The organism is Paenibacillus odorifer (genome assembly GCF_000758725.1).
Taxonomy (GTDB): domain Bacteria; phylum Bacillota; class Bacilli; order Paenibacillales; family Paenibacillaceae; genus Paenibacillus_AQ; species Paenibacillus_AQ odorifer.
On record NZ_CP009428.1, the window covers coordinates 4,015,948 to 4,042,000 of the forward strand.

A 26,053-nucleotide genomic window follows, 5' to 3' on the forward strand; every position below is an offset into this window, starting at 1 on the left:
ATAATAGCCTCCCCTTTTAGTGAACCGTGGAAACTGAAGCAAGATGTGCGCATCATCTCTCGAAAGCGTTTCCGTTGCTAATAGAATAGCATTCCTTATAAATAGTTAGAATGAACTTTTTTAAGCGGGATATGCGGTGAATTTAAGAATAAGTAAAAAAAGAACGGAAGACCGCAGTCTTCCGTTCATCGTCCATCCTTTACGCATTCACCGAATCTGAGATTTTATAAGGGTCCTCTACAATCGGAAGCAACAATAGAATCGATGTCCCAATATGCTCCCGGCTGCTGATGGATAATCCGTATTCTGCACCGTACACTGTACGAATTCGTTCATGTACATTTTTTAGTCCAACATTTTTGCTAGGCGAACTAGGCTCTTCCAAGGTTTCAGCCAACTGCTGTACCTTTTCCTTGCTCATACCGATTCCATCATCATAGATCGTAACCAACAACATTTCATCTTTCTTTTCGATCGTCAATCCAACTGTCCCTCTGCCTTGACTGCGCAAGCCATGCTGGATAGCATTTTCAACTATCGGCTGAAGTGACAATTTCAGAATGTACCAGTTCAGATCCACTTCGGGTGAGAGATCGACTACAAGCTCAAATTTATTCTCATACCGCACAGAGATAATATAGAAATAATCCCGTAGATGCTCCAGCTCCTGTCGTATGCTTACCCTATCCTCTCCATAGTCGATTACATATTTCAACTGGTTAGAGAGCGATAAAATCATATCTGCGACCTCATCATTATCTTTATCCACCGCATTCATTCGAATGACTTCCAGGGTGTTGTATAAATAATGCGGACGAATCTGGCTTTTCAGAGCATTTAACTCCGTTTGCTTCTGCTTGATCTGGGCAACGTAAGCTTCATCGATATAGGCTTGTAAACGCTCGACCATTCGGTTAAAACCATGGCTAAGTCTACCCATTTCATCATTGCTGTTCACGACCATCTGGGTATCCAAATTACCGGATTCTACGATAGCCATTTGCTTAATTAAGTTCCGAATCGGAGCAGCCAGCCGCCTAGAGAACCAGACGCCCATGATGATCATTGCAATCGCACAAATAAACATCGCTATAAACACCGTCGTACGGGCTGAAAAAAGCTGATCGAATAAATTCGCCCGATGAATTCTGGCAGTCACCGTGCCTTTAAGAAAAGGAATCTCTTCACTGAGAACAATCATCTCCTCGTCCTTTTTAGCCCGAAAAGATTCTCCATTCGCTGACCTTGTCTCATTCGTGAAATATACATTTCCGTCGCCATCCAGCAGAAATAATTCATCCTGTCCCCCCAGATTTAATTCTCTGAAGAACTGATTAAATAACGAAACATCCACGTCCATAAACAAGGTCCCTACTATCTTGGGATCTTTGGTAACACGCCCAGAAATATCAATTAAAGTACGGCCGATAGTGAACACACTGCGCTTTGAACCTGTGTAATATTCTTCGGAATGGGTAGGGAAAATTGCCACTTGTGAAGGATTTGGAGCCATTTTAGTTAACCACTCTTGATAAGGCAGCAGATCAAAGTTGACCCCTCTGTTTTCTTTTTCCTGATAGTAGAGCTTATCGTCTGACTCCCTATGAAAATAAACACTGGTGATGTAGGAATCACTGTAGAGAACTGTTTTTAGAAAGGTTTCAATAGGAATCGTATTGATCTGCTCCAGCTCATTTACATTATAGGTTTGATTCTGTGAATAACTCTCGATAAAACCTTCATATCGTCCCGTATACATCAGCTTAGAGACCTCATTGTACTGATTGAAGGCAGAATTCAGATTATAGCTCATATATAGTACCATTTGCTGCAAATTACTTGTTGTGTAACGCTCGACATATCCGGAAAAAGTCTGCACAGAAATGTAACTAAGTGCAAAAAGCGGAATTAAGCCGACTAATAAAAAGGAAGCGGAGAATTTAACAAATATACTTTTGGATCTTCGGCCCCAGATAAACATGAATGAAGGCATCCCCTTTGCTATCCATCTGACTATTGGCTTTTGAAGGATTGCTTATATTCTTGTGGCAGCTTGCCATATTTCTTCTTAAACATATCGCTAAAATGCCGGGCATTGTTGTAGCCTACACTATCGGCAATCTCATAAACCATCATATCGCTTTGCAGCAATAAACGAAGGGCATGATTCATCCTCACCTCAGTGACATAATTCTTAAAGTTCTGTCCGGTATGTTTTTTGAAAAAGCTGCTGAAATAATAGGAATTCATAAACATCATCCCTGCCATAGATTCCAGTGTAATATTTTCTGGATAATGCTCCTCAATATAAGCCTTCACCTGGGAAAGCTGCTTCAGTTCCTTATTGCCCATGCGACTGGCAATTTGCCCAGACATTTTGCTCAAAAGCACACGGAAATCTTCCTCCACCTCTTGAAAGGTAGAATAATTAGCCAATCGTTCAAGAATCGGATTTGTATCCTGAAGTGAGGGCCCTGCCTCCACACCAAATTGAATAAGCTCCTGTTCAAGCTGCAAAAATGTATTGTATACGGTAGAAACGGCTTGGTTTCTATTTCCGTCTGCCATCTGCCGGATCGTCTGAAATAATCGCAGGCACTCCTGCTCAATTTGTTCTTTATGTTGTGATTTCATGGCAATCCCAAGGGCGGACTGGATTTCATGCAGCGGAGTTTGAATCAATGATTCACTCTCATACCTGCTCTCTTTAACAGAAATCACACGATTAGGCCCTGTAAAATATTTATAATTTAGCGCTTTCAAAGCTTGACGATAAGATTCATCAGCATCATCCATACCGTCAACAGGATTGCCTACTCCAAGGGTCACCTTTAATTTCAGAAAACTTGTGATTTTGTCATGTAGATCTAAGGCAATTCCCGCTGGTTCCTCAGCATGCTCATGCTGGAGCAGGATACAAAAACGTTCCCCTTTACGGAACATATAACTATTATCGCTTTGCTCCACGGTTTCTTTAATAATGTTAGACAGTGCAAAATCAATCAGCTTACGTTCGCGTTCTTCCCATCTGGAAGGCTGCCCCGACGATTCGTCCGTCTCTACCAAACAAATACTGACGTAGCGACTTAGCGCAATAATCCCCATATCAAGCAAGGTGTCTGCTGTCCCCTTATTGCCGTCCGTCAGCTTGTCGAGCAATTCTTCGATCGTTAATCTGCGGTTTCTCTGTTCATAATGGTTCAGCTTCTCTTTGTTGCGCTCGCCTTCTGTTTCTTGACGAATAAGGGAAACGGCTTTGCTCACAACCTGTTCCAGCTGGTTTTTGTTCACGGGCTTCACCAAATAATCCAGCGCACCATATTGCAGTGCTTGACGGGCATACGTAAACTCTTGATAAGCGCTTATAAAAATAACCTTCACTGCTCTGCCAGCTTCATGAATCTCGCGGATGATATCAATCCCTGTATATCCTGGCATGCTTATATCACTAATAATCAGATCAGGACCACAATCCTCGATCTGTTGTTTTAGCTCGATTCCATCACTGGCCTCTCCAACAATGGTGAGTCCAAGCTTCTCCCATGAAATCAGTTTTTTTAGGCCTCGCAAAATCACCGGTTCATCATCTGCGAGCAGTACCCGGATACTCTTCATTATGCAGTCCTCCTACCTTCGAGAAATCATCCCACAGCTGTCCAATCATCTTAATCTTATGATAACAGACAAACAATCTTTGGTGCAGCTTCAAGCGGATGAACTTTCTTAAGAAGAAACCGCAGTTTCTTAAGATTAATTTATCTAAGCTTAAAAAGGTGGTGGGCGTAACTGCGGGGAATGTTTGAACTTCCTCCGTTACTGCTCACCTGTTATTTTTATCTAAAGTTCAATAAAACAAACTATCCTCTACTTTAATATTGTTGAAATAGAAACAAAAAATCAATATAATTTGTTAATGTAAGAGCGCTGGGAGGACAGGCCATGAACAAAGAAGATCAGGTCATGATGGGTTTCAGGGACGTATATAACAAGATGGTTTGGCTTAATAAGGATAAGATGGAAGACAGTCTTAAGGGTTATAAACCTTCTGAAGTACATTGCATCGAATACATTGAAAAAAATGCAGAGTCCAACGTCACAAAACTTGCAGAGTCCTTTTATATGACTCGCGGTGCCATAAGTAAATTAACTAAGAAGCTCATCCAAAAGGGCCTCATCGAAAGCTACCAAAAATCGGATAACAAAAAAGAAATCTATTTTAAGCTTACTGAGCAAGGGAAAGTAATTTATAAAATCCATGAGGACCTGCACAAAGAGTTCCAAGAGCGGGATAAAGCCGTATTTGAGCAGGTAACTGAGGAGCAATTTGACAGTATGCTTAGCTTCGTAGAAAAGTATAGTAGGCATTTGGATGCAGAAATAAAGAAACAGGGTATAGATTTTAATCCGAATAAATTCGAATAATGAAAATGAAACTCCATGCAGCCGGGCTCTTATGAGTAAGGCTGCATTTTTATGTTCAATATTTTGTTGACACGGAAACAAAACCGTGATAAAAATGGTGATGTATCAAATTTGTTTCCAAGGAATCAAAACATCAACTTTTGAGGAGAGAATTTAATGTTCAAATTCAGATCACATAATAAACAGAACATAGATCAATCCGTAGATAAACACGCTCTAATCTTCGGTTTGATCTCTGTGTTTCTGTGCGGAATAGGCTTCAGTATCATCATGCCCGTTGTCCCCTTTTTAGTGCAGCCTTATATAAGCAATCCGGGAGAACAGGCTATAGTTGTCACACTGCTGACCTCTGTTTATGCAGTCTGCGTATTTTTTGCAGCCCCTGCACTTGGAGCTTTGAGTGACAAATACGGGCGTCGTCCATTACTTTTGGTATGCCTTTTAGGTTCCGCAATTGGGTACTTTGTTTTTGGGATAGGAGGAGCGTTATGGGTACTTTTTGTTGGACGCATAATAGAAGGTATAACAGGCGGAAGCATAGGTACTATCTTCGCCTATTTTGCTGATATCATTCCTCCAGAACAGAGAACTAAATACTTTGGCTGGGTGAGTGCGGTAGTAGGTGTAGGTACCGTCATTGGTCCAACGCTAGGCGGATTACTTGCCAAGTTTGGTTATTCTGTACCCATGTATTTTGGAGCCATAATAACCTTATTGAATGTTCTTTACGGATTCTTTTTTATGCCTGAGAGCCTTGACAAGAACAATAGACTGAAAGAAATTACCTTGGTAAGACTGAATCCATTTACACAGCTTGCAAGCATATTGTCCATAAAAAACTTAAAAAGGCTACTGGTCTCAGCATTCTTACTTTGGATACCCAACGGATCTTTACAGGCTGTTTTTTCACAATTCACAATGGATACTTTCAGCTGGAAGCCTGCACTAATCGGACTGATGTTTTCAATTATGGGCTTCCAAGACATCCTTTCACAGGGTTTCATCATGCCTAAGCTTTTGCTGAAACTTAGTGATAAACAGATCGCAATTCTTGGAATGGTTTCGGAGATTATAGGCTACAGTCTCATTGCGCTATCTGCTTTGTTCTCATACTATCCGCTTTTTATCGCTGGAATGTTTATATTTGGTTTTGGGGATTCGATTTTTGGGCCTTCATTCAATGGGATGCTCTCCAAGTCTGTCGATTCTAGTGAACAAGGAAGGATTCAAGGAGGTAGCCAATCTATTCAGGCTTTAGCCAGAATGATTGGACCTGTCATTGGAGGTCAAATTTATGTATCACTTGGTCATGCCGCACCCGCTTTTATGGGGATGATCCTGATAGCTGCGGCAATATCCGTTTTGTATAAGGATACGCGTGTAAATATGTAATCTTGCAATCTCATGTTACAATACAACCTGAACTTATATTTTTAGAAGGCGGTTGATACTGTTGATTTACATCATCAAATTTGTATACAGCTTTGTGCTTCCTCCCGGTCTGTTTATCGTGCTTCTGCTAGGTCTAGTCATTTGGTTATGGAAAAAAAACCGCCGGCCAGCACTAGTTCTACTCGGGGTTACACTATTAATGTATTTCTCCATGACACCCTTAGTCAGCGATGCGCTGATCGGCAGTCTAGAACGGAAATATCCGCAGCCGGATACTTTGCAAGGAGATGTCATCGTCGTACTCGGCGGGGGCGCCAGCTCTGGCACACCGGATATAGATGGCGAGGGCAATTTATACGGATCAGCAGCAAATCGCCTGCTTACTGCTGTTCGCCTCCATCGGCAGACAGGTCTGCCAATCTTATTTTCTGGCGGACAAGTATTCTCCGACAGTGGTAATGAAGCGGATATCGCGCAAAGACAACTACTGGGTCTCGGCATACCCGAAGAGGATATCCTGATCGAGAATCAATCCCTCAACACGGAGCAAAACGCTGTAAATACCGCAGCCATCCTGCAACAAACCGGACTTAAAAAACCTATACTAGTTACTTCAGGTTTTCATATGTCCCGAGCGATGTTGCACTTTAAGAATGCGGGGCTAACAGCGCAAGCCTATCCTACGGATTATATCGCCAGCGCTGATATTGCACTGCAGCCCGCCAAGTTCAGTCCCTCCCCAGGAGCGATCTCCACAACAGGGTTAGCATTGAAGGAATATTTAGGCCAGCTTGCTGCTCGGCTATTTGATTAGTTCTGTAAACTTCGCATGCACAACCTCAGCGAGTAACTGTGGGGCTACGTCCATTTGCTGGCCAATCTTCCCAGCGCTGACAGCCATCGTGTCCAGCCCTTCTGCACTGCTGTCAATGAACGTAGGGTACAGCTTTTTCATTCCAACAGGTGAACAACCACCGCGGATATAGCCTGTCCATTTCTGCAGATCCTTTACTGGTAGCATCTCAATTTTTTTCTCTCCGGCGGCTTTGGCCGCCTTTTTGAGATCCAGCTCTTCGGCAACCGGGATAACAAATACATAAAGATTCGCACCGCTATGAGCGACCAACGTTTTAAAAACCGTCTCTGCCGCCTTTCCAATCTTCTCAGCCACAGCCGTGCCATGGATGAGTCCATCTTCATTGTCATAAGCGAACACTTTATAGCCGATTTTTTTGGCATCCAGCATTCGCATTGCGTTGGTTTTGGTTACTTGCATTGTTGACCTACCTTTCAATATCCTCTATTCCTTAACTTTATGATCAAAGAGGCCCCAAAGCTAATATAGCTTTCAGGACCTCCTGTTGCTGCCGTGCCCATTAATCTCTGGGATAATTAACCTGCATGATATCCATAAAAGGAACTTTTATGATTTCTTCATGGTTACTGAGGTGTACTTTCCCGGTTCGCGAATCCATTTCCACGATCATGCCGCGTACCTCTTCTTCTTTTCCCCATACGGTCAATAAAATCTCAGAACCTTCTTGCTTAGCTTCAACTAACTGATTACCTAACTCCTCAAGCACAAATTCATCTCTTGTGGGCCGCTTGGCCACCTTTGCTTTTGCCACACTAATCCTCCAATAAGCTATTACGGATATTAAGTATATTAAATACTAAGTATGAATGCTCTCATTTATTATACCATGTTTCAGATTAAGGCTCGAACCCCTTCTGGCTCAAGAATAGCTCCTCTTCGGAAAAAACTTGCTGAAGTCCTTCATACACTCTGCGATAGGCTGCAGGATCATACCAATCTTCCAGTTGCAGCTCTTCATATAGGGAATAAATCCCTAATCTCCGTGTGCGTTTGCCGCCGCTGCCGTCGCCCATAAAATAGTCATCCACACAGACTCTATCCACCAAAGCCCTTAAGGTCGCTGGAAAAGCTGGACTGCTTGGCAGTACTGGCGCTATAGTAGCTTGAACAGGGATGCCAGCTTCACGTAGAAGCTGTAACGTCTTCAGTCTTGCCGCAATGGGTGGAGCGCTTGGTGTGAATTTTTGCCGAATATCTTCACGGTCTGTTTCTATAGTTATACTTACTCGAACCTTATCCTCTAAACGTATTAATAAATCTATATCTCTGCGAACCAGCGGACTACGGGTCTGCACGAATAGGAAATCGGGCGGGTCTTGTACCATAACCTCCAGTAAAGATCTCGTCACCTGTTCCTTGTGCTCTACCGGTTGATAGGGATCTGTGCTTGACGACATAAAAATAGAGACGGGACCTTTCGCCTTCGCTTTGTGCAGTTCTTTTTGTAAAATCACAGCCGCTTCTTGTTTAACATCTACCCACGTCCCCCACTCCTCTTTGCGGAACAGCGAGACAGGCATCTGGCGCACATAACAATAGGAACAGCCGTAAGTGCAGCCCGTATATGGATTTAAGGAATGACTGTAGCCTGACAGATAACCTGTTCCTTTATTCAGCAAGGTTTTTGGGGAGGTGTAATTGGACTCTATTTTCATATATCTGCTGTATACTCTCCTCTCTCCAATTGGAGTAGCTTGGTCTTCATATCCAAACCACCCCGGTATCCTGTTAATGTCCCATTCTTACCAATAACCCGGTGGCAGGGCACCGTAATCAGAATCGGATTCGCACCAATGGCAGTCCCTACCGCGCGCACCGCAGCTGGTTTTTGAATATGTGTAGCAATATCCGAATAGGACCAGGTTTGCCCATATGGAATTTCACATAACGCCTTCCATACCGCAAGCTGAAAAGGAGTACCCTGATAATCAAAAGGAATGCCGAAGCTCTGCCGGTTCCCTTGCAAATATTCACTAAGCTCCCTCACATAAGGCGCCATCTTCTCATCGTCCTGCACCAGTTCACTCCCCGGAAAACGACGTCTAACCCATTCACTTAATTCCTCAAAGGGTTGCTGCTGCGAACCCACATAACTTAACCCCTTCTCTGTGGCAGCAATATAAAAACTCCAGTCCTTATCGGTTAATAATGTCCAGTATAGAATAGCATTTGTTTTATTCTCCATGATTCGGTCCCTCCAAAATAAAATCAGAAGCCAACGTTACTTTCTGTTTGTTAAGCTGACGAAACTGTGTGGGCGTATACCCCGTTTTTTTCTTATATAAAGTAATAAAATATGACGTATTGGGCAGACCCACGCGTAATGCAATCTCAGCAACTGCCTGCTCTGTAGTAAGCAAATAATCAGATGCCTTAGCGATTCTCTTTTGCTGTATATAATCCACGGGAGTGATTCCTGTTACTTTTTTAAAGGTTCGATGTAAATGATAAGGACTGCCATGACATACCTCAGCTAACGTTTCAAGGGAGAGGGGGGCCATATAATTATGATCAATGTATTCCGTCATCACAGCTACCCATTCCTTATCAGGAAGACGCTCACCTGTCGGTTTACATCTTTTGCAAGGACGAAATCCGGCAGCCAGCGCTTGTTCAGCATTCTGAAAAACACACGCATTCTCCCGATTGGGTGCTTTGGATTTGCAAGAGGGTCGACAAAAAATTCCTGTAGTCTTCACCGCATAAAAAAATATGTCGTTATAAGCAACATCGTTTTGCAAAATAGCCTGCCATTGCTCCTCAGTCATTTGTTCCTCATCTTCAATCCTGTTCATCGCCTTCACCTCTAATGCAATTATACCCCTGAGCAGGCTCATCTGTACTCAATTTGGAATGGAAAAGCAAGATAGTGAAATCCAAAAGGGTGAGATTGCTCGTAATTACACTTTGTTTAGCGAATACGCACTACCTTTGTCAACCGTGCAGGGAGCCGCTGCTGGACAACGAATATTACTCATAACATGACTACGTGAACTGGAGGAATCGAAATGGATATTCTAAAAACAAAAGATGCCGCAGAGCTGATGTCAGTTAGTATAACAACAATTAAACGTTGGGCTGCCATGTTCCCTGATTTTTTTCCAAAAGACCGATTTGGCCATTATGTTTTCTCAGAGCAGCAAATCGACCTGCTCAATCATATTAAAGACCGTATTAATCACGGAGAAGCCTTGGAATGTATACAACTCACACTCACGAATGAGCAGCAAATTGCCACATCACAACAGGAAAATCCACTACAGCACACAGATGCTGAGCCTATGAAGGATATCTTGTCTCGTATCAACAATGTTGAACGTGCACTCGATCAAAAAGCCGACGAAGTAGTATTGATACAACTGCTACAGCAGCGTGAGGAGCTTGAGGATCTACGAATAATGATCAAGCAAATAGCGGCATCCATAGAACCGTTGCAAGTGTCTAACGGCAAACCGCTCACCTCTTATGAAAATTCCCAGTCCACTACCACTACCAGGCTAACGGCTCCGCCAAGAAAACGCGGCCTATTACGTTCTTTATTTTTCTTTTAAGCCTGAAATGTAAAAAAAGAACCTACTTCAGACAATCCCGAAGTAGATTCATATAAGTAAAAACATATTTAGGATCTCCCCCTGTCACCCTAAACGGTGGCGAGGGGTTTGCTTTTTCCTAACAATAAGCTCGATCCTCCGGAACATTCTACTCTTTATGCAATAAAGCTGCTCCTGCAATCCCCGGATGTGTCATTTCGTAAGGATCCAGAATCAGATTAAGCTCTTCTTCGGTTAGCACATTATATTTAATGCACAATTCCCGTACAGATTCCCCAGTCAAAATCGCCTCTCTAGCAATCCGCGATACCACTTCATACCCCAGATGCGGGTTCACAGCCGTAATGATTCCGACACTCCGCTCCACGTCCCGCTCAAGCTTTTCCTTATTGGCTTCAATCCCAGCCAGACAGAAGTCTGTGAAGACTTGGAAGGAATTGTTCATGATACTGATGGACTGAATGAGATTGAACACAAGCACAGGCTCCATAACATTCAGCTCCAGTTGACCCGCTTGGGAAGCCAGACAGATCGTATGATCGTTCCCTATGACTTGAAAAGCCACCTGATTGATGACCTCTGCCATAACCGGGTTAACTTTACCCGGCATAATTGAAGATCCAGGCTGGCGTGCAGGCAATGAAATCTCATTAAACCCAGTACGCGGACCGGAGGCCATCAATCGCAGATCATTAGCGATCTTGGACATGTTCATCATGCATACTTTTAGGGCAGCAGACACTTCTGTATATGCATCTGTATTTTGGGTGGCATCGACGAGATGATCTGCCGTTACGAGCGGCAATTCACTGATCTCAGCTAAGTGCTCTACAACCAATTCAATATAACGAGGATCAGCATTTAATCCTGTACCTACTGCTGTTGCCCCCATATTGACTTCATACAGATGATGGCGTGTATGTTCAATACGTTTGATATCTCTTTCCAGCACTCTGCGATAAGCCTCGAATTCTTGACCCAGACGAATCGGCACTGCATCTTGAAGATGTGTCCGGCCCATTTTTATCACAGGATCGAATTCATCCGCTTTTACCGCAAACACATCATGCATTCTGTGCATCGTTACAAGCAGCTGCTCCAGCAGTGAAAGTGTGGCAATATGAATTGCCGTCGGGAACGCATCATTTGTAGACTGCGCCATATTTACATGTGAATTGGGGCTTAAGTGACGATAGTCTCCTTTTTCATGGCCAAGCAGTTCTAAAGCACGGTTAGCAATAACCTCATTCGCATTCATATTTAACGAGGTACCCGCACCACCCTGAATAGGATCTACAATAAATTGCTCATGCCATTGACCCTCGATGATTTCTTCTGCTGCTTTCACTACAACCTCTCCAAGCCCTCCATAGAGACGGCCAACTTCCATATTTGCAAGCGCAGCGGCTTTTTTTACAATCCCCATCGCTTTGATTAACTCTTTGTGAACCCGATAGCCCGTAATAGGAAAGTTCTCGACTGCGCGTAGTGTCTGAATCCCATAATAAGCGTTCTTATCTACCTGTTTACTGCCTAGAAAGTCATTTTCTACACGAAATTCAGTTTCAATCACTGTTATATCCCTCGCATTCATTATGATTAGGTTTATTAGAAAATAAGTAAGCGCAATCATTTCTATCTCACTTAGATATTAACCTTTATTGTGACAAATGTCTCTCAGAAAAATAGGGTCTAATGTAATTAATTACTATTTAGTAACCTAACACCGCTATTCTAAAGGGAAATGTGCTTAGGGAGGATTGAATTACCAAATCGTTAGGTCTAGTTTATCCAGATAAATTGTCGCTCACCCCAATTATAAGTATTTTGGACAAAATCACGTTTACGGATACTTAGGTATCTATTGCGGGCTGTGCAATGGGGCATCACATCCTTTCATGTACCTCCTTATTAAAGAAGCCGGCCAAAAAGGCCGACTCGGATTACTATTTATCACAGCAATTGTGTATTTTTTATACTGAATAATGATCTAATGAGATCTGAATTCCATTAAGCTGAGCTTGCGGTAACTCTGACTCCCTACTAATACTCAGAACTAAGCTTTCACCATCCATGTTGATATAATTCGCTGCTAATACCTCTCCCACTTCGAAATTCCTTTCTTTATGAGCCATAGCTGCGGCAAAAGCCTCTAAACCAATAATACCACATTCGGCAGCTTTCTTAATGCCCAATGCTTCAACGATCACACCACCCGGCATCCCTGCGACTGATACCTCTATGAATCTGGACCGTTCCTGCAGCTGATAAGAGTGAGATAAATAAATAACAACATACGTCTCACCAACCTGCCCGTACAATGTGTTAGGCTCTTGTTTCCATTCCCCTTGGGGAAGTACACCGATGATCGTATTCTTTTCACCCTGGGGGATTGGGAATAGAGAAATGATGACATTCTTGTGATAGAGAACCTCCATATAACGGCTTTGATGGCGGGGATCTCCCTCATTGTAGCCTTGTCCCGGGTGGAAGAAATACAGCTGATTTGCGCCTCCCTCTCCACTCACAGGTAACGAAAAAGCCCAGCGAAGCTGCTCATTATCGAATTCCTCAACCCGCTCCCACATCCCGCCTGCTGCAAACTCTTCTGTAATATAAGCATAGGAATGAAGCAAAGGCTGCGGCTGTGGATCCGTTGGGACAACCTTCTGAGTAATCTTCCTTACTTCCACTGGTGACTGGTGATTCATGGCTGCGGCTAATATTTCATCGGATGCTTGATAGAATAATAAACCGGCATACTCCGTGCGCGGCATCATCTCAGGCAGCTGGAAATCTCCAAACTGAACATAATCATGAAGCACATTAGCATCGCCGGGAACATCATGCGGCCAGCCTCTAGAATGCGCACCAACCCAAGCGCCACGCAGATAGAATTCAGCTCGTACATTCCATAAATGGTCAAGCATTTCTTTAAGGCTTGTAGTAAGCTCCGTATCCTCAGGCGGGACAAGTTCCAACGCACAGGTGAATGCCTGCACCCAATGCCAAAACCACGGAAGACTGCCGTATTCCGGCATCCCTTTAGTACGAATATAAGCCAGTGTATCCTTCAGACTCTGCCGGCCATCCTCAAGCAATATTTCATCCGCAAACATGGTGCCAAAAATCAGCTTAGCAGCTGTATATTTAGCTTCATGATGCCCAAAAGTAACCACCGGCTTACGGTAGAAATCACTGCGATAAATATGTCCAAACGCTGTATTCAGAACTATGCGAAGTTGAGCGTTTAATGCTCCTCCGTATCTTTTGCAAAAATACGCCAGCAGGTTGCCCATAAGCTCCACTGGTAACTCATGCGGTGACGCATCTCGCGGCACTGGATTTAATCCGAGTGGCCAATGGCCGTATAACTCCGTGCCAGGCTGCCGGTTCTGAAGCATTAAGATCTCCAGCAGCACATCCTGTGCTTTCTGTTTCGCTTGCTCACGATCAAAAGGCAGCTCAAATGAATCATCAACAGCCGCTGCAAAAAGATACGAAGCATAATAAAAGTTATTTCGCACATCATCATGGAACCAGAGTCCACTTTCCAATAAAGAGCGTTGCTCCGCTTCCAGTGCTATATTAAAAATAATTTCTTGCTGACGTTCCTTATAAGTACTCTGGATATTTTTCAACCCCGGCATTACTTTTCAACCTCCATCATTTCAGTTTTATATCATCTTCCGGCATTCATGAAAATCGAGCATAATAGCTCTATTGTGCACACTTTCCGTTCATTTTGCAATTGGAAAAACCAATAAATAAACATAAATAAACGAAAGAGAAAAGATTAGTACTTGTAAAATGAACATAAATGGACTAAAGTGTACCTATACGAACGATAATATGTACACAAAGGAGATTGAACATTCAATGGAAAGACGTTTCGCATCCCATCCTAATGAAGTAAAACAATTTGACACTGAGCGCCTCCGTAAGGAATTCCACATTCCCGTTATTTTTGCACCAGATGAGCTAAAGCTTGTCCTAACCCATGAAGATCGTATGATCGTTGGTGGAGCTAATCCTGTAAAAGAAGAGGTTGCGCTTACTACTGACCTTAAAGAACTTGGGGTTACTTATTTCTTGGAACGCCGTGAACTGGGCATCATCAATGTCGGTGGTAAAGGCTCCGTGGTTGTAGATGGCACAGAATATGAAGTAGATTTCAAAGAATGTCTTTATGTAGGTCAAGGTTCTAAAGATGTAGTCTTCAAAAGTGCAGACGCTTCCAAACCTGCTAAATTCTATTTGAATTCTGCTCCTGCCCATCAGTCCTACCCTACTACCAAAACCACACTGGCCGATTCTGAATCCGGTGCGATGGGTGGTCTGGAGAACTCTAACGAGCGGACAATCCACCGCTTCATTCACACAAATGGTGTGCAAAGTGCCCAACTGGTTATGGGTATGACCCAACTGAAACCAGGCAGCATGTGGAACACAATGCCAGCACATACCCATCCACGCCGGATGGAAGCCTATTTCTATTTTGATCTTCCGGACGATTCCGTTGTATTCCACTTGATGGGAGAACCTGACGAAACCCGCCATATCGTAATGCATAACGAACAAGCGGTTATTTCTCCAAGCTGGTCCATCCACAGTGGTGTCGGCACTCATAACTATACTTTTATCTGGAGTATGGCTGGCGATAATAAAAGATATGATGATATGGACCCCGTATCCATGAAAGAATTACAATAGAGATAAATCAATTACGGAAAGATGAGGCAGGCGGATGAACCCGATACGACGACACGAGATGATTATGGAAGTTATGCTGAACCAAAAAGATGTAACGGTGAATGAACTGAGCGATAAGCTTCAGGTTACTGGAAAAACAATACGTGAGGATTTAAGTAGGCTGGAGGAACAAGGACTGATCGTACGTGTACATGGCGGAGCTGTGCTGGCACAAAGCGACCAGTTTGGTATTTTGCCCTCCAAGGACCCGCTGGATAAATACTCTGACGAGAAGACGGAGATTGCCTTGCGTGCGCTTGCTCATATTGAACCGGACGATATTATCGCTCTTGACGGCGGTAGCACCACGCTTGAAATTGCTCGGCGTCTGGACAATATGCCACTAACGGTAGTCACCAATGATGTATACATCATCAGCGAACTGGTTCCCAAAGATAACATCCGTCTGGTCGTTCCCGGTGGTTATCGTGTCCGTAATATGTTGGCTGGTCCTGAAGCCGTCTCCTATGTACAAAAGCTTAATATTCAAAAAGCATTCCTTTCTTCGACTGCTATTCATATAGAGCATGGACTCTCCATTTATACAGGAGATTTAATTGAGTTCAAGCAAGCCCTTGTATCTACAGCCCGTAAGGTATTCGCGGTTGTAGATCATCATAAATTCGGCCATACTGCACTGCGTACCTTCGCTTCCCTACAAGAAGTTGACGTGATCCTGACGGACAAAGGGCTCTCCCCCGAAACGGCAGAACAGTTCCGCAGTGCAGGCGTTACAATTGAATGCGGGTAAAAACCCGGAATAACAATCCATTTACAATAAAGGGGCGTAATTTATATGTCATCATTATTCAGCTTGGCAGGTAAAACAGCTATTGTAACAGGCGCAGCTCAAGGTCTTGGACAAGGAATCGCGCTTGCATTTGCAGAAGCCGGTGCAGATGTTGCATCAGTCTCCCTTAATTCGAGTGAAGAAACTGTAAATGCAGCAAAAGCTTTTGGAGTAAAAGCAGTTAGTATCGAATCTGACTTAAGTGATCATAGCAAGCTGCAAAGCACTTTTGACCAAGCGTTAGAGCTGACCGGACATGTTGACATTCTCGTAAACTGCGCCGGAATGATCCGCCGTGCACCGGCAAAAGATCATAGTGAAAAAGACTGGTTTGATGTAATCAATTTGAACCTGAACACAGTGTTCCTTCTGTCGCAAATTGCAGGCCGCCACTTCCTGGAAAGAGGATCCGGCAAAATCATTAACATCGCCTCCATGCTCTCCTATCAAGGCGGAATCAATGTCCCTGGTTACACTGCGAGTAAACACGGGGTTGCTGGTCTTACTAAAGCTTTTGCCAATGAATGGGCAGGCTCCGGTCTGAACATCAATGCAATTGCACCAGGTTATATGGCTACTGAAAATACCGCTCCAATCCGTGCCGACCAAAGTCGTTCGGACTCTATCTTAGACCGTATCCCTGCAGCACGTTGGGGAACGCCTGATGATGTTAAAGGTCCTGCCGTATTCTTGGCTTCCGCAGCATCTGACTACTTGAACGGTCACGTTCTTAATGTGGATGGCGGATGGATGGCTAGATAATCCATACAAAAATGGGTGTCCCATAGGGGCACCCATTTTTGTGTGTGGATATGAAGCACTATCGGACTCAACTGACTGTTCTGCACACGAAATAGCTAAAAGACTCAACTGAGCGATCTGCACATGCAGCACCTAAAGGACTCAGCTGACCGATCTCCATACGCAGCAGCTAAAGGACTCAACTGAACAATCTGCACATGCAGAAGCTAAAGGACTCAGCTGACCTTATACCCCGTTTTATCCGCTATTTGGATAGCTATCGGACCTCATAGCCGCTATTGGTGCAAAAAAAGCTAATTATAAGCTCCTTCCTGAGCAATAGCGACGCTGGAGTCCGAAAACCTGCTTAATAGGCGTTAAATTCGCAAATAGGGGCATCTGGGTCCGAAAATCTCAGTACCAGTGGTGGTTGATCCTTCTGCGTCATTTAAATAAGCTTGCAATGGAATTCACATCAAAATCACTAGTCATTCTAAAGTTTCCCGAACTGTATTTGTCCTTCTTATCAAGATCCGTCACATACAGGAAGTTAGTATCCGTAAGATTCATGCCAAACCTCAAGCTGTTATTCACAATAATACTTATCCAGTAGGTCTCCGTAGATTTGTCCAAAGCACTACTTCTTCTCAATTTTACATCTGAAAAAGCATAAATGATCTTTTCAATTTCCTTCGGATCTTCAATCACTACCTTTTCATCCACTGAGTATTTCTCAATCTCGATAGAGGTGATTTCTGTTTCGTCGATTTGATCCAACACTAAATTCTCAAATGAATTATAACTATGGTAGAGATTAATGATTACTGGGATTTCGATCAATAAAAAAATAAGTACGAGAAATACATAACGTTTCTTCATATTCATAATTATGAACACCCTATTTCTACAAACTCCTCTGGATGAGAGCGAATATATTCGCCAATTATTCTATGCGTATTTGGTGTCAGGTTCTTATATCGTTCGAATAACCCAGTAATTACTTCTAACAGCTGAGGGTCTCGATCCAAATCCGTGATGGCAGCATCCGCCCACTCTTTACCCAGTCGATGATTTCTTTCCTCGAGAAATGTCTTTGTTTCCTGAAGCAAAAGAATCATGGGTGAATCGTCAAAAAATCGTATGCCTCCTATCACCCCTGTCCAATACCCTGGCAGGTCTTGCATGTAGGAAATCCATGCATAATACTCCCCTTCGGAATTACAGCTGTGACCATATAGCACTCTGTACATACATAATGCTTGTTGCCCCTCTGTGAGCTTCGAGATCACTTCTGATTTGGTCGATGGCGATTTTCCGCGAATCAGCTGAAAGGTAGGCTCCATACAGGCCCATCCTAACCTTTCATCACTTAAAGTGTCCAAGTCTTCCTGCTTCATGGCTACTAAATTCATTTAACTCCTCCTTTGATTAACATCCAAAAATATACATATCTTTCTTAACGATGTCAATAAAAATCACTTAGGCACATGAAGCAATTCGATCGTTTTTATGATAGGCTTTAGGCAGTATATTTTTTCACAAAGGAGCTTTTCTATGCATAATGAGATACTTACTATATTTGATGAAGGCGGTCACCGAATCGGTACAGCTCCACGGGAAGAAGTACACCGGTTAGGACATTGGCACGAGACCTTCCACTGCTGGTTTATAAACAAAACCCAAGAAATCCCCTATATTTATTTACAGCTTCGTAGTGAGCAGAAACAAGATTATGCAGGATTGCTGGACATCACGGCCGCTGGACATTTGCTGACACACGAAACGGTAGAGGACGGGATTCGCGAAGTTCAAGAAGAACTCGGTTTGGAGCTAGCTTTTGATGAGCTGATTCCCTTAGGTACAATTCCTTACTGTATGATCAAAGAAAATCTAATCGATAAAGAACGAGCGCATGTTTTTGTTTATAACAATCCTTATCCACTGGACGATTTTAAGCTGCAAGAAGAAGAGGTCGCAGGAATTGTTATCACAAAGTTTGCGGACTTCCGAAGCTTTTGGCAGGGAGAAATACATAGTCTACAAATCAATGGTTTCAAAGTCGATTCAAACGGGCAGAAAATCAACATTCAACAGAGTGTGGATCGGACTCATTTTGTGCCTCATGAAGCAGCTTATTTCACTCGGATCATTGAGGGCATCGAAGCAATAATTCTAACATCAACCATCGTCACGGAGGACATATGATCATTAATCCTCAAACATCTACAGTGAATGGAATCCAATACAGCATTAGATCTGCTGCCTCAAAAGACGCTAAGATGTTGTCTGAATTAAGAGTACGTATCGATGGAGAGACTGAGAATTTAGATCGGGAACCAGGCGAAGCCTTTATTGACGAAGAAGGATTTGAACAGCTTATTCAAGCCGATTCAGAGAAAAATAATAACCTCTTTCTAGTCGCAGTAGTGGATGATCAAATCGTTGCGTTCTCCAGATGCGAAGGTTATCCCTTAAAAAGATTCGCTCATAAAGTAGAATTCGGAGTATGTGTGCTGCAGGAGTATTGGGGATATGGTATTGGAAAAAATCTTCTTGGCGAATCGATTGCCTGGGCTGACACTAACGGTATTCAAAAGATCACCCTAAATGTGCTGGAAACGAACACCAATGCTATTAAGCTTTATCAAAAGCTTGGCTTTGAAATCGAAGGGATTTTAAAGAAAGATAAACTTCTATCGGACGGCAAATTGTATAACACCATTATGATGGGAAGAGTTAAGAACTGATTCTATTCAAAAAAAAGGCAGAACCTGAAACTCAGGTCCTGCCTCTTTATTATACTAATGCTTTACGCTTCAACATCGCAAGTCCATTCACCGCTAGATTCAATAGGGCCGGAGCTGAAAGACCTGTTTCCAAGTCTGTGTATTCCGCTCCATCCAGCTCTACCGTTTGCGGACTGCCGCTGAAATTTTGCACAAAAACATAATCACTTTCGCCATCTGTGCGAAGTTGTGCAGTCACACCTGCTGGAAGCTCACTATCCATCGCACGGGTAATTCCTGCCTTAGATGTGATCGCTGCGTATAGCTCAACATAGAATGAAGTCTCTTTCACCCGGGTAGCAAGATGGTACGCATTTCCTTCACCGAAACGATTGACTGTAAGCGCTGGACGGCCTGCGTAGAAATCGTTGCGATAATGCCCCAAAGCCTCTGCACCTTCCAAATGAATCAGCTCAGCAATCTCATGCGCATCGTAGTCACCGCTTAGCTTAAGTTTATTACCTGCCTCCATTACTATCCCGTTCAGATCACGGCTGTGCAGCCCTTCTGTCTCCTCTGCCCAAATCCCCAGTGTTCTGCGCAGTGGACCAGGGAATCCTCCCAGATGACATAAATCCGTTTCGTTAACTACTCCTGACCAATAGGTTGCGAGGAATGTGCCGCCTTGCTCCACATATTTCTCAATTCGCTTTCCATTCTCTTCACTAATCAGATATAACATAGGTGCAACAACCAGCTTGTAGGCAGACAAATCATCTCCAGAGCCTATAATATCAACTGGAATGCCCAGCTCCCAAAGTGCACGATAATGCTGCAGCACCGTCTCCTCATAACGTAATCCGGAATTACGGATGCCTTGCGCATCCTTTATCGCCCAGCGGTTGTCCCAATCGAAAATAATCGCCGTCTGCGCCGGAGTGGACGTACCCACTACTTCCGTCATTCCCGCAAGCGTCTTTCCTACTTCCGCTACATCTTGGAATACTCGAGTCTCGGAATGGCCACTGTGGTCTACAACTGCACCATGGAACTTCTCACTTGATCCGCGGCTTTTGCGCCATTGGAAATACTGCACAGAATCCGAACCATGCGCTACCGCTTGCAAGGAAGACAGCTTGTGCATTCCGGGACGTTTTAGCTTACTGACCGATTGCCAGTTCGTAAGGGATGGCGTGCTTTCCATCAGCAAGAACGGTTTCTTTTTAAAAGAGCGCATTAAGTCGTAGTGCATCGCCGCCCATGCTGCCAATCTAGTATCGTCACCGTCTTCGGTATAATGCCAGTCTGGATAAGCGTCCCATGAGACCACATCCAAGATTTTGGCCAGCTCGCGGTAATCAATACCATCGATCATATGCATATTCGTCGTAATAGGCAGCTCTAGATTGTACGGACGAACCGTATTGATCTCGTGCTGGCAGAAGTCAATCGTCCGTTCACTAACAAAACGCCGCCAGTCAAGATTCAAGCCGTGTACTTGTGTCTCACCATGTGGAGCTGGGGATTCAATCTGTGACCATGAAGTATAGGTATGGCTCCAAAAAGTAGCCCACCAAGCATGATTCACCTCATCCAAACTGTTATTATATTTCACCTTCAGCCATTCTCTAAAAGCATCCTGGCAGAGCTCACAGTGACACTCCCCACCGAACTCATTCGAAATATGCCACCCGATAATGGCTGGATGCTGGCTGTACCGTTCCGCTAGCTTTGCATTCAGAATTGCAGTTTTCTCACGGTACACTGGTGAGGTAAAGCAATGGTTATGACGGAAGCCATGCAAATTGTGAACACGGTTACGCTCCACTCTTAAGACTTCTGGATATTTTTGCGACATCCATGCTGGGCGGGCACCACTTGGCGTTGCCAAGATAGCGTAAATCCCATTCTCTGCAAAAGAATCAAGTACACCATCCAACCATTCGAAAGTGAACACACCCTCTTCTGGTTCAAGAGATACCCACGAGAAAATGCCTACGGACATGACATTGCAGCCCGCCAGCTTCATTAATCGGATATCCTCACGCAATACTTCCGGATATTTCAGCCATTGTTCAGGATTATAATCAGCACCGTGCAGCATGACACCAGCTTTACTGCTTATCGGGGAATGTTTTTTATTCATTGTGTACGATCATCCTCTCAATTCTGCCCATTTATAGAATGGGACTATTCTCTGATGATAGGCTAGAAGCGTAAGCTATCTTATTCAGGAATCATCATTTATACTATTTATAATATAAGAAAAGTCATTTCAATCAGTAGGAATATAGTCTCGAAGTGATAGCACAAAATGAAGATGAGGTGATAAACCTGCTGCCTTTTTCTCTGATTGAATTACCACGCGACTCTGGAACGTTGCCCCTATCCCCCTACTCTGTAGGTCGTCATATCCAATTCCATCATGTGCGCCCAGCAGGATTTCCTGTGTATCAAATCTTTTTGATCCGGACTGGAACCGGGTTATTTCGTGATCTGGAAAGTGGCACAGAAATCATACTGGAACCGGGGATGGCTTTTGCCTTCCCGCCCGATCGAGGTCATGAATATTATCCTACCTCTCATGAACCGTGGCATGTTGGCTTTATCGGCTTTCAAGGCAGTCAAGCTCATGGATTGCTGGAAGCGCTTGAACTGCTCCCTTCTGTTCCTTATAGAACGGATCGTTTTGAACAATGCTGGGAAGAAATCGGCCAAATCTGGCATACGGTGAATTCTCCTGCCCCCAATCGGCAGGACGAGATGTGGATGCAGGAGTTGTCTATCACGCTCTATAGACTGCTCTTAATGCTGCGCCCTGCCAAGAGTTCAGAAGGCTCCGGTAATCGTCTAGCCTTCGAGTCGGTCCGAAATGAAGCCCTAACTACAGCCGTCGGGCTGATCAACGAGCATTACACAGAACCGCTTCTGATCTCCAATCTTGCAGCAGCAGTCGGCTACTCCGTGCAGCATTTCCAGCGTTTATTCGTGCAGGAATATGGGGTCACTCCGCATAAATATTTGCAGAATCTGCGGCTGGAGCGGGCGCTGCAATTAATGACGGAGGATGTGGAGATCCCCGTTCAAGATATTGCGCTTCAGCTGGGCATGGAGACTAATTATTTTATACGTGTCTTCCGAAAAAACTACGGCTGTACACCAGGCGTAATGAAAATACGTTTGCTACTAGGCGAGCAAATGAAGTAACGCTTCCAAGCCTAATGAAGATATTGTAAAATTAAGCAGATGATAGCTTGTGAATTGGGGGCACCACAGATGGCCTAACAGCTTGGAGTGGCACACCTCACGGCTTCGATGTATATATCAGCTCAGATCTTCAGGAATGGTCCGAACCCATTGCTGCCTTTCGTCCAGATCCTAATTTTTGGGCTGATCATCATTTCTGGGCACCAGAGGTTCACCGCTACAACGGAAAATATTATATGTTCGCTTCTTTTAAAAGACATGGGGTTCCACGGGGGACACAAATATTAAGCGCGGAAACACCTGAGGGTCCTTATCTCCCTATCAGCAATCATCCGATTACCCCTGCTTCTTGGGAGTGCCTTGACGGAACGTTATATGTAGATAAAGAAGACAAACCTTGGATGATCTTTTGCCGTGAATGGATTGAAGTGACGGATGGAGAAATGTATGCCGTTCGGCTGAAGGAGGATTTAAGCGCTAGTATTGGTGAACCCGTGCTGCTTTTCCAGGCTTCACAAGCTCCTTGGACGGTAGGTGGCAAAGAAGGGCAGTACGTAACTGACGGTCCTTTTATGCATCAGACTAGCAGTGGTGAGCTGCTTATGTTGTGGTCTAGCAGTGGAGCCGGTGGTTATGCCATGGGTTTAGCCCGATCCATCAGCGGTGACATTAGTGGACCTTGGCAACATGATCCTGAGCCTCTTTATGCCAAAGATGGCGGACCTGGGATGTTGTTTCGTGATTTGACGGGCAGACTTATGCTGGCTATTCATGCCCCAAATCTCAACCCACAAGAACGGCCGCTGCTTATTGAGATCCAGGAAAGCTCCAGAACGATTTCGATAAAATCATTGTAATGTAGAACGGAGTAGAACCCTTGGAACAAAAGATTAAGTCCTTATTTAATGACCAGATTGTAAGTGCCGCCTGTACGAAATATGGTATCCCCATAGATGAGCTAACGTTCATTGGCGGATTTCAAAATTTTGTTTATGAATACCAACTTAGTAACCATCAATATATTCTAAGATTTACTCATAGCTCGCTACGTAGTAAGGATTTGTTGGCGGCTGAACTTGAATGGATTCTATACATAGCAGATCATGGCGTTTCAGTATCAAGACCCGTATGTTCTCTTCAGGGTAATTTAGTTGAGCAAATAGAGATCGGTGATTCGTGCTTTAGGGTATCTTCCTTTGAAAAAGCACAAGGGAAACGAATAGGTTACCCAGACTGCCTGAAAGATGTAGAGCTCTATGAGCAGTGTGGCATGATCACTGGACAAATGCACAGATTAGCAAAATCTTATAAACCACACACCAAAAGACATGCGTGGCATCAGAACTACTACCTGCAGAATGTAACCAGGTTTATTCCTTCATCCCAAAGTGGCGTTTTAGAAAGCTGTAAGGCGCTTATGGATCGGCTAAAGCATCTCGACGCTGATATAAATACCTATGGTCTCATCCATGGGGATATCAATGTAGGCAACTTTTTGGTCGACAATGGTAAGCTGACCTTGTTTGATTTTGATGAAGCTCAGTACAGCTGGTTTGTAGAAGATATCGCCATTCAACTGTATTATCTAGTCTACGTTTACGGGGATGATAGTATGGAGGACAGGCAGCTTCAATGTCAGCGTTTTATGGAGCACTTTCTAAAAGGCTACGTTAAAGAGAACAGTATTTCAGAAAATGAGCTGAAGCTAATTCCTCTTTTTCTTCGATTAAGAGAGATTATTGTTTATACAGGGATGTACCGGAGTTTTGATATGTCTAACCTAGATGATTGGACCAAAGATTATTTAACGCAGAGTAAGGCGAGAATTGAGAATGGTATTTCCATCATTGAGTCTTATTTCTGAACAAACATCCAAAGCGTTTCATATGATGTGTCTCTCTTACAAAACCCACAGCTATCACTGTGGGTTTTGTGTTCTCTAAACAAGTCCATTTTGCTTTTAAGAGGTTGATATGCCGTGACTCTATCCTAACTTGGACATATCGTATAAATGAGACTTTTCCCAAAAATGCATATGAGGGGTTGGTTAAATGAGTGCTGTACCTCACTACAAGGCGAACCAACAAGGTATTTCCATTATTACCTGTACCAATCGCCATAATTATTTAAACAACCTATTTCAAAATTACAGCAGACAAAAATATGCAAATAAAGAACTTATCATTATTATCAATAATAATAAAATTCCACTATCCCCCTACCTAACCTTAGCTAAAAAACACAAAAATATTAAGATATTTCGTAAACCTGAACATCAATCTCTCGGTTCATGCTTAAACTATGCCGTAACAAAATGCAAATATCATACCATCGCCAAATTTGATGACGACGATTATTATGCCCCTCATTATTTGACGGAAAGTAATCTGACCTTACAAAGAACTAAAGCTGATATCCTTGGAAAACGGGCTCACTATATGTATTTACTAGGTTCAAAGACTTTGATTCTTCGTTTTGCAAATGATGAACACCGGACGGTTACCCATCTCCCTGGCGCTACGCTCGTCTTCAAACGAAAAGTATTCGATCATGTGAAATTTCCTAATAAAAACGTAGGTGAGGATGATCTCTTTTGCAGCAGAAGCAGAAAGAAAGGTTATAAGGTTTATTCTGCGAGTAAAAATAACTTCGTTGCCATACGTAGAAAAAACTCTTCAAAACATACATGGATTATCAGTGATAGTACGTTAATAGCTAACCATAAGATCATCCGGAATATTAAAAACTACAGGAATTTTGTTGGACGCAGTCCAAAGATTCCGTTATGAAGTTAACTGCTGAATCTACTTCATCTGCTGTGTCTATTCTAACTTGTACGAAACGACTTGATTGTATTAAAACCATGTTTGATAACTATCAACGACAGAATTTCAAATCTAAAGAACTTATCGTGATCATAAATAATGATAGCTTGAGAATTGAAGATTATATACATGCTGCAAAAAAACATAAAAACGTACGGATCTATAAACTACCAGAATATCGTTCACTCGGGTTTTGTCTGAATTTTGGTGTGCACTTAGCGAATTATAGTTGTATCGCTAAATTTGATGACGACGATTATTACTCTGCCAACTATTTAACGGATAGTATGAACATCCTCCATAAAACTAAAGCTGATATCGTTGGAAAACGAGCTCACTATATGTATTTAAATGATAAGAAGCTACTTTTGCTTCGTTATCTTCATATGGAAAATAAACAGGTAACCAATGTTCAGGGTGCCACCCTACTCGTAAAACGAAATGTCTTCCAGCAGATTTCTTTTCCAGATTGGAATAAAGGTGAATGTGTTAAGTTTTGTGCGGATTGCGCTGCACAGGGCTTTAAGATTTATGCAGGAAATAAGTATAACTTCGCTGCGGTTCGTAGAAAAAACTCCAAAGATCACACATGGATCGTTAGTGACAAGAAACTTCTAGCTCAAAATGTTAAAGTTCTAAAGGTAAAAAACTTCAAAAAATACGTAACTCGAGGCTGATTTAATCAAACTCATTCTAGCAGTTGCGACTTAGTAACCCAATAAAAAGACTGGACAGCAATTAGCTAAGCGGCTATTCGCATCCAGTCTTTC

Annotated in this window: 27 protein-coding genes; 15 read left to right on the top strand and 12 right to left on the bottom strand. The window is 43.2% G+C overall.

Going from position 1 to position 26,053, the window contains the following annotated elements:
- Positions 1 to 199 precede the first annotated feature (199 nt).
- Together PODO_RS17405 and PODO_RS17410 are read right to left on the bottom strand one after the other, a co-directional pair.
- Complete coding sequence (locus PODO_RS17405; RefSeq protein WP_038571825.1) at positions 200 to 1,981, bottom strand: cache domain-containing sensor histidine kinase; 1,782 nt, start codon at positions 1,979 to 1,981, stop codon at positions 200 to 202.
- Positions 1,982 to 2,013: 32 nt separating this feature from the next.
- Complete coding sequence (locus tag PODO_RS17410) at positions 2,014 to 3,615, bottom strand: response regulator (protein WP_038571828.1); 1,602 nt, start codon at positions 3,613 to 3,615, stop codon at positions 2,014 to 2,016.
- A 324-nt stretch (positions 3,616 to 3,939) separates the two neighbouring features.
- Here PODO_RS17410 and PODO_RS17415 point away from each other — a divergent pair, with 324 nt between their 5' ends.
- From PODO_RS17415 to PODO_RS17425, 3 genes are all read left to right on the top strand, one after another.
- On the top strand, positions 3,940 to 4,422 hold the full coding sequence (locus PODO_RS17415; RefSeq protein WP_036688298.1) for a MarR family transcriptional regulator: 483 nt from the start codon (positions 3,940 to 3,942) through the stop codon (positions 4,420 to 4,422).
- A gap of 156 nt (positions 4,423 to 4,578) precedes the next feature.
- Positions 4,579 to 5,814 carry an MFS transporter gene (locus PODO_RS17420; protein WP_038571831.1) on the top strand — a complete coding sequence of 412 codons (1,236 nt, stop codon included), beginning with the start codon at positions 4,579 to 4,581 and terminating at the stop codon, positions 5,812 to 5,814.
- A 61-nt stretch (positions 5,815 to 5,875) separates the two neighbouring features.
- Positions 5,876 to 6,628, top strand: a complete 753-nt coding sequence (locus tag PODO_RS17425; RefSeq protein ID WP_036688302.1) for a YdcF family protein — start codon at positions 5,876 to 5,878, stop codon at positions 6,626 to 6,628.
- On the opposite strand, the gene ybaK is transcribed toward PODO_RS17425, so the two are convergent.
- The 5 genes from ybaK to PODO_RS17450 all read right to left on the bottom strand — a co-directional run bounded on the left by ybaK (position 6,617) and on the right by PODO_RS17450 (position 9,486).
- Positions 6,617 to 7,090, bottom strand: coding sequence for a Cys-tRNA(Pro) deacylase (gene ybaK, locus PODO_RS17430; protein WP_036688304.1), 474 nt, complete (start codon positions 7,088 to 7,090; stop codon positions 6,617 to 6,619). The genes PODO_RS17425 and ybaK overlap by 12 nt on opposite strands.
- Positions 7,091 to 7,190: 100 nt before the next feature.
- The gene (locus PODO_RS17435; protein ID WP_036688306.1) at positions 7,191 to 7,442 is read right to left on the bottom strand and encodes a YolD-like family protein; all 252 of its coding nucleotides are present in this window, start codon (positions 7,440 to 7,442) and stop codon (positions 7,191 to 7,193) included.
- Positions 7,443 to 7,527: 85 nt separating this feature from the next.
- Positions 7,528 to 8,346 carry an SPL family radical SAM protein gene (locus tag PODO_RS17440; protein ID WP_036688309.1) on the bottom strand — a complete coding sequence of 273 codons (819 nt, stop codon included), beginning with the start codon at positions 8,344 to 8,346 and terminating at the stop codon, positions 7,528 to 7,530.
- On the bottom strand, positions 8,343 to 8,876 hold the full coding sequence (locus PODO_RS17445) for a methylated-DNA--[protein]-cysteine S-methyltransferase (RefSeq protein ID WP_036688312.1): 534 nt from the start codon (positions 8,874 to 8,876) through the stop codon (positions 8,343 to 8,345). The genes PODO_RS17440 and PODO_RS17445 overlap by 4 nt, the downstream gene beginning before the upstream one ends.
- Entirely contained in the window at positions 8,866 to 9,486 is a 621-nt protein-coding gene (locus PODO_RS17450; RefSeq protein WP_036688314.1) for a bifunctional transcriptional activator/DNA repair enzyme AdaA, read from the bottom strand. The genes PODO_RS17445 and PODO_RS17450 overlap by 11 nt, the downstream gene beginning before the upstream one ends.
- Positions 9,487 to 9,544: 58 nt before the next feature.
- On the opposite strand from PODO_RS17450, the gene PODO_RS32175 reads away from it, so the two are divergent.
- Positions 9,545 to 9,676: a hypothetical protein gene (locus tag PODO_RS32175; protein ID WP_256716016.1), complete on the top strand. Its 132-nt coding sequence runs from the start codon at positions 9,545 to 9,547 to the stop codon at positions 9,674 to 9,676.
- 23 nt (positions 9,677 to 9,699) lie between these two features.
- The gene (locus PODO_RS17455; RefSeq protein ID WP_038571837.1) at positions 9,700 to 10,242 is read left to right on the top strand and encodes a MerR family transcriptional regulator; all 543 of its coding nucleotides are present in this window, start codon (positions 9,700 to 9,702) and stop codon (positions 10,240 to 10,242) included.
- Between the two features lie 148 nt (positions 10,243 to 10,390).
- Here PODO_RS17455 and aspA read toward each other — a convergent pair whose 3' ends face one another.
- Together aspA and PODO_RS17465 are read right to left on the bottom strand one after the other, a co-directional pair.
- The gene (gene aspA, locus PODO_RS17460) at positions 10,391 to 11,815 is read right to left on the bottom strand and encodes an aspartate ammonia-lyase (protein WP_038574580.1); all 1,425 of its coding nucleotides are present in this window, start codon (positions 11,813 to 11,815) and stop codon (positions 10,391 to 10,393) included.
- A 400-nt stretch (positions 11,816 to 12,215) separates the two neighbouring features.
- Positions 12,216 to 13,892 (bottom strand): hypothetical protein, encoded by a 1,677-nt coding sequence (locus PODO_RS17465; protein WP_038571840.1) that lies wholly within the window; start codon positions 13,890 to 13,892, stop codon positions 12,216 to 12,218.
- 229 nt (positions 13,893 to 14,121) lie between these two features.
- On the opposite strand from PODO_RS17465, the gene kduI reads away from it, so the two are divergent.
- Genes kduI through kduD form a run of 3 tightly spaced genes read left to right on the top strand, consistent with a single transcriptional unit; the run spans position 14,122 to position 16,546 of the window.
- The gene (gene kduI / locus PODO_RS17470; protein ID WP_036688322.1) at positions 14,122 to 14,955 is read left to right on the top strand and encodes a 5-dehydro-4-deoxy-D-glucuronate isomerase; all 834 of its coding nucleotides are present in this window, start codon (positions 14,122 to 14,124) and stop codon (positions 14,953 to 14,955) included.
- Positions 14,956 to 14,989: 34 nt separating this feature from the next.
- Entirely contained in the window at positions 14,990 to 15,745 is a 756-nt protein-coding gene (locus tag PODO_RS17475; protein WP_038571843.1) for a DeoR/GlpR family DNA-binding transcription regulator, read from the top strand.
- A gap of 45 nt (positions 15,746 to 15,790) precedes the next feature.
- The gene (kduD, locus tag PODO_RS17480; RefSeq protein WP_036688326.1) at positions 15,791 to 16,546 is read left to right on the top strand and encodes a 2-dehydro-3-deoxy-D-gluconate 5-dehydrogenase KduD; all 756 of its coding nucleotides are present in this window, start codon (positions 15,791 to 15,793) and stop codon (positions 16,544 to 16,546) included.
- Between the two features lie 423 nt (positions 16,547 to 16,969).
- Here kduD and PODO_RS17485 read toward each other — a convergent pair whose 3' ends face one another.
- The gene (locus PODO_RS17485; protein ID WP_038571845.1) at positions 16,970 to 17,410 is read right to left on the bottom strand and encodes a hypothetical protein; all 441 of its coding nucleotides are present in this window, start codon (positions 17,408 to 17,410) and stop codon (positions 16,970 to 16,972) included.
- Positions 17,411 to 17,412: 2 nt separating this feature from the next.
- Positions 17,413 to 17,937 (bottom strand): hypothetical protein, encoded by a 525-nt coding sequence (locus PODO_RS17490; protein ID WP_038571847.1) that lies wholly within the window; start codon positions 17,935 to 17,937, stop codon positions 17,413 to 17,415.
- Between the two features lie 142 nt (positions 17,938 to 18,079).
- Here PODO_RS17490 and PODO_RS17495 point away from each other — a divergent pair, with 142 nt between their 5' ends.
- Positions 18,080 to 18,730 (top strand): NUDIX hydrolase, encoded by a 651-nt coding sequence (locus PODO_RS17495; protein ID WP_038571849.1) that lies wholly within the window; start codon positions 18,080 to 18,082, stop codon positions 18,728 to 18,730.
- On the top strand, positions 18,727 to 19,272 hold the full coding sequence (locus PODO_RS17500; protein WP_038571853.1) for a GNAT family N-acetyltransferase: 546 nt from the start codon (positions 18,727 to 18,729) through the stop codon (positions 19,270 to 19,272). Before PODO_RS17495 ends, PODO_RS17500 begins: the two co-directional genes overlap by 4 nt.
- A gap of 49 nt (positions 19,273 to 19,321) precedes the next feature.
- Here the strand turns inward: PODO_RS17500 and PODO_RS17505 are convergent, their stop codons facing one another.
- Positions 19,322 to 21,397 carry a beta-galactosidase gene (locus PODO_RS17505; protein ID WP_038571856.1) on the bottom strand — a complete coding sequence of 692 codons (2,076 nt, stop codon included), beginning with the start codon at positions 21,395 to 21,397 and terminating at the stop codon, positions 19,322 to 19,324.
- Between the two features lie 155 nt (positions 21,398 to 21,552).
- On the opposite strand from PODO_RS17505, the gene PODO_RS17510 reads away from it, so the two are divergent.
- The 5 genes from PODO_RS17510 to PODO_RS17530 all read left to right on the top strand — a co-directional run bounded on the left by PODO_RS17510 (position 21,553) and on the right by PODO_RS17530 (position 25,960).
- Entirely contained in the window at positions 21,553 to 22,458 is a 906-nt protein-coding gene (locus PODO_RS17510) for a helix-turn-helix transcriptional regulator (RefSeq protein WP_244886350.1), read from the top strand.
- A 53-nt stretch (positions 22,459 to 22,511) separates the two neighbouring features.
- Positions 22,512 to 23,315, top strand: a complete 804-nt coding sequence (locus PODO_RS17515; protein WP_155288144.1) for a glycoside hydrolase family 43 protein — start codon at positions 22,512 to 22,514, stop codon at positions 23,313 to 23,315.
- Positions 23,316 to 23,335: 20 nt separating this feature from the next.
- On the top strand, positions 23,336 to 24,322 hold the full coding sequence (locus PODO_RS17520; protein WP_038571862.1) for a phosphotransferase enzyme family protein: 987 nt from the start codon (positions 23,336 to 23,338) through the stop codon (positions 24,320 to 24,322).
- A 187-nt stretch (positions 24,323 to 24,509) separates the two neighbouring features.
- Positions 24,510 to 25,247, top strand: coding sequence for a glycosyltransferase family 2 protein (locus tag PODO_RS17525; RefSeq protein ID WP_036688350.1), 738 nt, complete (start codon positions 24,510 to 24,512; stop codon positions 25,245 to 25,247).
- Positions 25,244 to 25,960, top strand: a complete 717-nt coding sequence (locus PODO_RS17530) for a glycosyltransferase family 2 protein (protein ID WP_038571866.1) — start codon at positions 25,244 to 25,246, stop codon at positions 25,958 to 25,960. The genes PODO_RS17525 and PODO_RS17530 overlap by 4 nt, the downstream gene beginning before the upstream one ends.
- The last annotated feature ends 93 nt before the right edge of the window (positions 25,961 to 26,053 follow it).

Bases quoted from the DNA above. Each gene is read 5' to 3' on its own strand.
- PODO_RS17455 (WP_038571837.1), top strand. From the start codon at position 9,700: ATGGATATTCTAAAAACAAAAGATGCCGCAGAGCTGATGTCAGTTAGT.
- PODO_RS17500 (WP_038571853.1), top strand. From the start codon at position 18,727: ATGATCATTAATCCTCAAACATCTACAGTGAATGGAATCCAATACAGC.
- PODO_RS17410 (WP_038571828.1), bottom strand. From the start codon at position 3,615: ATGAAGAGTATCCGGGTACTGCTCGCAGATGATGAACCGGTGATTTTG.
- ybaK (WP_036688304.1), bottom strand. From the start codon at position 7,090: ATGCAAGTAACCAAAACCAACGCAATGCGAATGCTGGATGCCAAAAAA.
- PODO_RS17450 (WP_036688314.1), bottom strand. From the start codon at position 9,486: ATGAACAGGATTGAAGATGAGGAACAAATGACTGAGGAGCAATGGCAG.
- PODO_RS17525 (WP_036688350.1), top strand. From the start codon at position 24,510: ATGAGTGCTGTACCTCACTACAAGGCGAACCAACAAGGTATTTCCATT.
- PODO_RS17485 (WP_038571845.1), bottom strand. From the start codon at position 17,410: ATGAATATGAAGAAACGTTATGTATTTCTCGTACTTATTTTTTTATTG.
- PODO_RS17475 (WP_038571843.1), top strand. From the start codon at position 14,990: ATGAACCCGATACGACGACACGAGATGATTATGGAAGTTATGCTGAAC.
- PODO_RS17440 (WP_036688309.1), bottom strand. From the start codon at position 8,346: ATGAAAATAGAGTCCAATTACACCTCCCCAAAAACCTTGCTGAATAAA.
- kduI (WP_036688322.1), top strand. From the start codon at position 14,122: ATGGAAAGACGTTTCGCATCCCATCCTAATGAAGTAAAACAATTTGAC.
- PODO_RS17415 (WP_036688298.1), top strand. From the start codon at position 3,940: ATGAACAAAGAAGATCAGGTCATGATGGGTTTCAGGGACGTATATAAC.
- PODO_RS17405 (WP_038571825.1), bottom strand. From the start codon at position 1,981: ATGTTTATCTGGGGCCGAAGATCCAAAAGTATATTTGTTAAATTCTCC.
- PODO_RS17490 (WP_038571847.1), bottom strand. From the start codon at position 17,937: ATGAATTTAGTAGCCATGAAGCAGGAAGACTTGGACACTTTAAGTGAT.
- PODO_RS32175 (WP_256716016.1), top strand. From the start codon at position 9,545: ATGGAAAAGCAAGATAGTGAAATCCAAAAGGGTGAGATTGCTCGTAAT.
- PODO_RS17420 (WP_038571831.1), top strand. From the start codon at position 4,579: ATGTTCAAATTCAGATCACATAATAAACAGAACATAGATCAATCCGTA.
- PODO_RS17505 (WP_038571856.1), bottom strand. From the start codon at position 21,397: ATGAATAAAAAACATTCCCCGATAAGCAGTAAAGCTGGTGTCATGCTG.
- PODO_RS17495 (WP_038571849.1), top strand. From the start codon at position 18,080: ATGCATAATGAGATACTTACTATATTTGATGAAGGCGGTCACCGAATC.
- PODO_RS17530 (WP_038571866.1), top strand. From the start codon at position 25,244: ATGAAGTTAACTGCTGAATCTACTTCATCTGCTGTGTCTATTCTAACT.
- PODO_RS17465 (WP_038571840.1), bottom strand. From the start codon at position 13,892: ATGCCGGGGTTGAAAAATATCCAGAGTACTTATAAGGAACGTCAGCAA.
- kduD (WP_036688326.1), top strand. From the start codon at position 15,791: ATGTCATCATTATTCAGCTTGGCAGGTAAAACAGCTATTGTAACAGGC.
- PODO_RS17445 (WP_036688312.1), bottom strand. From the start codon at position 8,876: ATGGAGAATAAAACAAATGCTATTCTATACTGGACATTATTAACCGAT.